We start from the raw sequence: 7,016 nt of genomic DNA on the forward strand, positions 1-7,016 counted from the left end.
TTTCTTTTGTCATACTTCATGGGTATATATAAATATAAATTATTTGTAGGAGAATGAAAATGAAAAGTAGAAGAAGAATGGAAATTGTGTTTTTATTTATTTTAATCGCATCTGTTTATATGGTTTTATTTAGCTCTGCTAGCTTCAATGTGAAGCTATTTTTTATGGGATTATATATTTTGGTTATGCTTATAACGATGATCTCACTTATGCTAGAAAATAGATTTGCCCATGATACACTTTTATGGATGTATGTTCTTTTTTGTTTTCCTGTTTTTGGATTTATTTTCTATTTGTTTTCAGGTCAACTTTATCTAAAAGGATATTTATTTCAATCTAAAAGAAGAAAAGATAGAGAAGAATGGAAGAACCTTGTCAATGACATATCAGCTCCTGATTTATCGTTTCTGAATAATCATCAGCAATCTTTTGCGGATTTTGCAAAGAATGCTTCAGAAACAACCATCAGTACATCTTCAAAAACGAAAGTTTTGAAAAATGGGAATGAAACATTTACAGAAATCATTCAACAGTTAAAAAAGGCGGAAAAGTTTATACATATAGAATATTATATTTTTCGTTCTGACAGGCTTGGTAAGGAAATCATCGATATCCTCATTGAAAAAGCAAAGGAAGGGGTAGAGGTATTATTTATCTTTGATGCAGCAGGAAGTTTAAGTCTAGCAAATAAAGAAATCAATAGAATGAAAGAGGCAGGTGTGAAGATATTTCCATTTTCGCCGTTAAAGCACGGATTTTTTAATCAAAAATTCAATTTTAGAAATCACCGGAAAATAATCATCATAGATGGAGAGATTGGTTTTGTTGGCGGACTGAATGTAGGGGAAGAATATCTTGGAAAAAATAAAAACATTGGATTTTGGCGTGATACACATATGGTTCTTAAAGGGGAAGCTGTTTATATGCTCCATACCGTATTCCTGATGGATTGGGAATATGTAAGTGGAGAAGATGTCTTAGAAGAACGACCAAAAATGAATAAATTTGAAAAGGGAGATGGAGCTGTCCAAGTTGTTGCGAGTGGACCCGATACCCAGCAGGGAATCATGAGCGATTATTATTTTTCCCTCATAACGACTGCAACCAAATCAGTTTGGATAGCAAGTCCATACTTTGTCCCCAATCAAGCAATTAAAGCTGCGATGAAGAATGCTGCTTTAAAAGGGATACAAGTTCGTCTTATGGTTCCTGCTGTAAATGACGGGTTCTTAACCCAGTATGGGAGCCGCTCCTATTTTGGTGAGCTTCTACAATTTGGCGTAGAAATATACTCCTATAAAAAAGGTTTCCTACACCAAAAAATAATCATTGTGGATGGAGACATGGCTTCGATAGGTACGGCAAATATGGACATGCGAAGCTTTCATTTAAACTTTGAGGTAAATGTCTTCTTGATGGGCAATAGTTCCATTGCTGATTTAGCCACTCATTTTCAAGAAGATATAAAAGATTGTGAAAGGATTGATCCATTAACCTATAAAAATAGGACACTATTGGAACGTTCAAAAGAATCATTTGCCCGACTATTTTCCAATATTCTATGATGGGCATGCATTAAGAAATCATAGTATAGTAGGATTGGAAGTCAAAACAGATAGATATAAGGAGAATAGAATAAAAAATGAAATTGGTATCTTGGAACGTAAATGGCATAAGAGCGTGTGTGAAAAAGGGATTTTTAGATTACTTTAAAGATGTGGATGCCGATATTTTTTGTCTGCAGGAAACAAAGCTTCAAGAAGGGCAAATCACACTTGATTTAGAAGGCTATTATCAATATTGGAATTATGCTTTGAAAAAAGGGTATTCAGGAACGGCGATATTCACGAAGGAAAAACCTATTTCGGTTAAATATGGAGTTGGTGACCGAGATGAAGAGCCTGAAGGAAGAATAATAACTCTTGAATTTGAAAAATTTTATATGGTAAACGTGTATACACCTAATGCCAAACGAGATTTAACGAGACTGGACTATCGTTTGGAATGGGAAGATGAAATGATCGAATATCTAAAAGCCTTGGATATGAATAAACCAGTCATTTATTGTGGTGACCTTAATGTAGCATACTCCGAGATAGACTTAAGAAACCCCAAAACGAATGTTGGAAACTCCGGCTTCACCCTGGAGGAAAGAGGTAAAATGACTAACTTGTTAGAATCGGGTTTCATTGATACTTTTCGTCATTTTTATCCAAACAAAGAAGGTTCATACTCTTGGTGGTCTTATATGAGCAAGGTAAGAGAAAGAAATATTGGCTGGCGGATTGATTATTTTATTGTTTCGGAGCGGTTGGCTGTAGATTTAAAAGATGCTAGCATTCATTCAAATATAATGGGTAGCGATCATTGTCCAATTGTCTTGGAAACGGCCTTTTAAGTAGGATAAATCTGATGGTATGGGAATATACTATCCGTTATCCAGTTTAACGGGGGGTGACGTGATGAGAACGTTTATTGCAAGCTTCCATCAAGAAAATCATATAGATAGCATGCAAGTACAAAAGCTTACAGCCAGTGAATTTATTGAAGCAGGGGCAAGTGGTTTCCGAAGGTTATTCGAACTTGAAAAAGATGTAGGTAGCTTTGTCTTTTTTGACCAAAAATGGAGACGGACTCCTTTCCCATCTCATCCTTCTATATCCTGAAGAAAACAATGATCCTAGTGTTTGTTATTCATTTTCAAGAAATGATTGTTATGAATTCATGGTTCTTTATTTGCAAGGGATGGAGGAAGAAGAGCAAGAGTATGGTCCAATTCATCACATGGAACATTTGATGTTTCATATTGTGGAAGAAGGTAAAATATTGAACCATTAATGGATGAGGTGGAACCATGCAAGGGACGTGTGAGCTTTGTTCTCGAAGTGAGATAGAACTGACTGTGCACCATCTAACGCCCAGGGAGGAAGGAGGCAGTCAGTTACCAACCGCTTTTCTTTGTAAATCGTGCCACAAGCAAATTCATGCCTTATATTCAAACCGGGAGTTAGCCATAAGATTATATACCGTTATTTTGTTAAAAGATGATGAAGCTTTGAAAAAATATATAAAATGGATCAAGAAGCAACCTGCTAGCAAATCTGTAAAAACAAGAAAGTCCAAAATTAAATAATACGAAGGCCCATCTTGAATTAGATGGGCCTTCGTATTATTTATCTATTCATGCTTCCCCTATTCTTTAAACGATCCAGTAAAAATCCACCTTTAAAATACCTCGGTTCATAAGAAATGATGAAAGCTTTAGGTTCGAATTTTTCAATTGTAGCAATTAATTCTTGTTCTCGGTTACGTTTTGTTAATATTTCCATCCGATAACGGTTACTATCCCTTCCTTCGCCTGTATAGAGAGTAACACCAAAGCCGTTGTTCCTTAATGTGTCCATCAATTGGGTGTTTTTCGTCTGTGTATTAACGGTAACATTGATAAAACCAATAGCAAGTTTTTGCTCAATTTTCGTCCCGAATATGATACCTATTCCAAAACCAACTGCATATACAACCATGGCCAATATGCTTTGGTCTCCACCAAATACAAGGGATAGTCCAAATACATAAACTAACATCTCGGCTATGCCTAAAATAGAGGCCAAAGAGGTTAAGTTTTTGACTAAGAATATGGTACGTAATGTATAGATGGGAACATAAATAAGTTGTAATAATAAGATTAATAATATTTCCTTCAATTGGGCACCTCTCCATTTTAATTAAGTCCATAAACTATTTTATATGAAACATCTTCCATAATCTAAACATATGGGACCCAATAAAGCTATGGAAATATTATGCATGAACATGGGCATGCACATCCTATCACTTTTTTAGGTAGTAGTTCTAGGTACTAAATCGATCTTAAATTTGGTATTATTGTTCTAACTATTTATCACATGTGAAGAAGAGGTGTCTCGCTTTCACTTGTTGTTCGAATTCATGTTCACTTGCAAAAGCATGCAAAGGAAATTTAAAACTGTGAAAAGTTCACCACTCTAAAACGAAAGGGTTGAAGGTTATTACAACGATTTGTATAGTACGCCATGGAGAAACAGATTGGAATGTAGAAGGACGGTTACAGGGACAAACAGACATACCACTTAATGAAAATGGAAAGAGGCAGGCCAGGAAGTGTGGAGAGTTTTTATTCAAAGACAAGTGGGATGTAATTTTTACTAGTCCTCTAAAAAGAGCAAGGGCTACAGCCAATATTATAGGTGAAATAATTGATTCCCCAATTATTATTAAAGAGGAATTCATTGAAAAGAATTTTGGGGACGCTGAAGGAATGACAGCTGATGAGAGGGAATCCACATTTTTTAATAAAGAATACCCTAATCAGGAAGACCAGGAAAGTTTACGAGAACGCCTTATGAAAGGCCTACAGGATATTGAAGCAGAATATCCTGATAAGAAAGTAATTTTAGTTGCACATGGGGCGGTCATTCATATGATTTTACGTATGATGTCGAATGAAAAGATTGTATCAACTGAAACCAGATTATCAAATGCTTGCCTGAGTACAATCAAGTTTGAACTGAATTCATGGGTTATAGCCGATTATAATCAAGTGAATCACTTGTCCTAATCCTTTCTAATTTAACAGTTCGGTTGCTATTGAGCAGCCTATACGAGAAAGAAGGAAATCATGACTAAAAAAACTGCGTTAGTTTTAGGTGCAACTGGGGTTGTAGGCACCCAACTATTGAAAAGGTTATGTACTAGTAAGGATTATCAAACCATACATCTATTTACGAGAAGAGAACTAGAATATAAAGATTCCGTCTGTAAAGTGCATATTGTCGATTTTGATAATATGAAAGAATTTGCAGATTTGTTTCATGTCAATGATGTGTTCATATGTTTAGGCACTACGATTAAAAAAGCGAAATCTAAAGAAGCTTTTCGGAAAGTTGATTATGATTACGTTGTAGAGGCGGGAAAATTGGCAAAAGCGGCAAATGTAGAGAATGTGTTAGTTATAAGTGCTATCGGTGCTGACTCTAAATCAAGTTTCTTTTACAGTCGAGTAAAGGGAGATATGGAAGAAATACTAAAACAATTAAAATTGAATTCTTTACATATTTTCAGACCTTCGTTACTAATCGGAGAACGAAAAGAACTCCGTATCGGTGAAAAGATATCCGGTAAACTGAGTTCGATTTTTAAATTTTTGTTAGTGGGACCTCTTCGGCCATATCGCGCCATACATGTAGAAACGGTGGCTACTGCCATGAGTATTGCGGCAAAATCCGTTAATTCAGGAAACCATGTGTACCAGTCCAATGAAATTGAGGAACTTGCTAATGAGAGAGAACTATATTAGCAGTTTGATTGATAAGATAAAAAAACGAAAGCGGGCCAATTATATGAGGCTCGTTTTTATTTTTATGAATTTTGATATACAAGTTCCTTATTTTTCAATATAATAGGTATAAAGTCTTAGAGGAATAGGTGATATTTTGTTTTGTTCAACATGTGGTAAGAAACTATCAAGCGATGGTCGCTATTGTCCTAGTTGTGGGAATAAGAAAAAGAAATCTAAATTAATACCATTCTTAGTTATATTAAGTATTTTAAGCACATTAACTTTTGTGTTTACCATCAAATATTATTGGGATGAAGCGGACAATAAAAAAACAGCCACTATACCTACTATAGTAGAAACCAAAAAAGATAAAAATGAAACGGGGAAAAAGAAAGAAGTAACAAGGGTGGTTGCATCAAAGCCAGTTGAGAAGATGAAAGAAGATACAAAACAAAGTGTCACGCAGATCATCGAGGAATCTCAGAAAAAAGTGTATACCATTTTTGCCGGGGACAGCCAAGGTTCTGGATTTTTAATTAATGACAAAGGTGATGTCTTGACAAATGCACATGTTGTGGAAGGGTATCTTGAAGCAAGTATTAAAGATAAAGGTGGCACAGAGTATAATGGAAAGGTTATCGGTTATTCCACCGATACAGATGTAGCCATTATTAGAGTTCCCAAATTAGCCGGGATAAAGCCAATTGATGTTGAAAAAACAGGAGTGGCCAAGATTGGTCAGGAAGTAGTCGCACTTGGCAGTCCATTGGGCCTTGAGAATACAGCAACGCTTGGGACCATAACTGGAGTGGATCGCAGTTTCTTTATTGGAGAGCGTTCATATGATAATATTTATCAAATGTCAGCTCATATTGCTCCAGGTAGTAGCGGTGGACCTCTTGTTTCCATGGAAACAGGAAAGGCTGTGGCCATTAATTCAGCAAGGTTAATAACGGATGAATCCGTAGGGTTCAGCATACCAATAAAGGATATATTCCTGTTAATCGAAGGCTGGATCGCTCAACCACTCTCAGAACAGGAAATTAGCGATTTGTTTTACAATGAATCCGGCAGTTATTATTACGAAGACGAATCAGATGGTGAGTGGTATTTCGAGGGGGGCGATTATAATGATGAAGAAGACAGTTATTATGATATCCCAGATGAATGGTCAGAATCAGAGGAAGACTTTGAAGACTACGATGAGTACGAAGACTTTGAAGACTATGAAGAGGAAATTATAGACGAAGATGATAGTGAAGATATGGATGAAGATTATTATTCGGACTATGAAAACGAAGACTTGGCTGAGGATGGCGAAGATTATTCTGACGAAGATGGTTATGAAGACGAAGATGAAGAATATGACTATGAAGATGAGGATGAAGACTACGAGAATTATGAGGATAACGAAGGTAATGAAGATGGCAATGAAGATGGCAATGAAGATGATAGTGACTATTAAATGACGGGCTTTGAAACTTATACCTGTAAAGAATCCATTCCGATTAAACAGGGATGGATTTTTTTGAAGAAACTATTTTCCAGAAAAAATTAATAAAACCACCTTTTTTATAGAATATTAAAATATCTTAAATATTTATTCCAAAAATAACCTCGCTAGAATATATCAATTTAAAATCTAAATAGTTATTAAGATATAAACAACAATCAAAAATACATTTAATTCCAATTACCT

At 35.4% G+C, this 7,016-nt stretch carries 8 protein-coding genes; 7 read left to right on the top strand and 1 reads right to left on the bottom strand.

What is annotated here, in order from left to right; translation table 11 throughout:
• The first annotated feature begins 59 nt into the window (after positions 1–59).
• The 4 genes from cls to ACIQXQ_RS16405 all read left to right on the top strand — a co-directional run bounded on the left by cls (position 60) and on the right by ACIQXQ_RS16405 (position 3,133).
• The gene (cls, locus tag ACIQXQ_RS16390) at positions 60–1,565 is read left to right on the top strand and encodes a cardiolipin synthase (protein WP_402958834.1); all 1,506 of its coding nucleotides are present in this window, start codon (positions 60–62) and stop codon (positions 1,563–1,565) included.
• Positions 1,566–1,642: 77 nt separating this feature from the next.
• The gene (locus ACIQXQ_RS16395) at positions 1,643–2,398 is read left to right on the top strand and encodes an exodeoxyribonuclease III (protein WP_402873103.1); all 756 of its coding nucleotides are present in this window, start codon (positions 1,643–1,645) and stop codon (positions 2,396–2,398) included.
• A 64-nt stretch (positions 2,399–2,462) separates the two neighbouring features.
• Positions 2,463–2,666: a hypothetical protein gene (locus ACIQXQ_RS16400; protein ID WP_402958837.1), complete on the top strand. Its 204-nt coding sequence runs from the start codon at positions 2,463–2,465 to the stop codon at positions 2,664–2,666.
• A 188-nt stretch (positions 2,667–2,854) separates the two neighbouring features.
• On the top strand, positions 2,855–3,133 hold the full coding sequence (locus ACIQXQ_RS16405) for an HNH endonuclease (protein WP_402958839.1): 279 nt from the start codon (positions 2,855–2,857) through the stop codon (positions 3,131–3,133).
• A gap of 40 nt (positions 3,134–3,173) precedes the next feature.
• On the opposite strand, the gene ACIQXQ_RS16410 is transcribed toward ACIQXQ_RS16405, so the two are convergent.
• A complete protein-coding gene (locus tag ACIQXQ_RS16410) occupies positions 3,174–3,704 on the bottom strand; it encodes a DUF2179 domain-containing protein (RefSeq protein WP_402958845.1) in 531 nt (176 codons plus the stop codon).
• A 314-nt stretch (positions 3,705–4,018) separates the two neighbouring features.
• Between ACIQXQ_RS16410 and ACIQXQ_RS16415 the strand changes: the two genes are divergently transcribed.
• The 3 genes from ACIQXQ_RS16415 to ACIQXQ_RS16425 all read left to right on the top strand — a co-directional run bounded on the left by ACIQXQ_RS16415 (position 4,019) and on the right by ACIQXQ_RS16425 (position 6,782).
• The gene (locus ACIQXQ_RS16415) at positions 4,019–4,597 is read left to right on the top strand and encodes a histidine phosphatase family protein (protein WP_402958848.1); all 579 of its coding nucleotides are present in this window, start codon (positions 4,019–4,021) and stop codon (positions 4,595–4,597) included.
• Between the two features lie 60 nt (positions 4,598–4,657).
• Positions 4,658–5,335, top strand: coding sequence for an oxidoreductase (locus ACIQXQ_RS16420; protein WP_402958851.1), 678 nt, complete (start codon positions 4,658–4,660; stop codon positions 5,333–5,335).
• 268 nt (positions 5,336–5,603) lie between these two features.
• The gene (locus ACIQXQ_RS16425; protein ID WP_402958853.1) at positions 5,604–6,782 is read left to right on the top strand and encodes a S1C family serine protease; all 1,179 of its coding nucleotides are present in this window, start codon (positions 5,604–5,606) and stop codon (positions 6,780–6,782) included.
• The last annotated feature ends 234 nt before the right edge of the window (positions 6,783–7,016 follow it).

This window comes from Peribacillus sp. NPDC097198 (assembly GCF_044762055.1).
Lineage (GTDB): Bacteria > Bacillota > Bacilli > Bacillales > DSM-1321 > Peribacillus.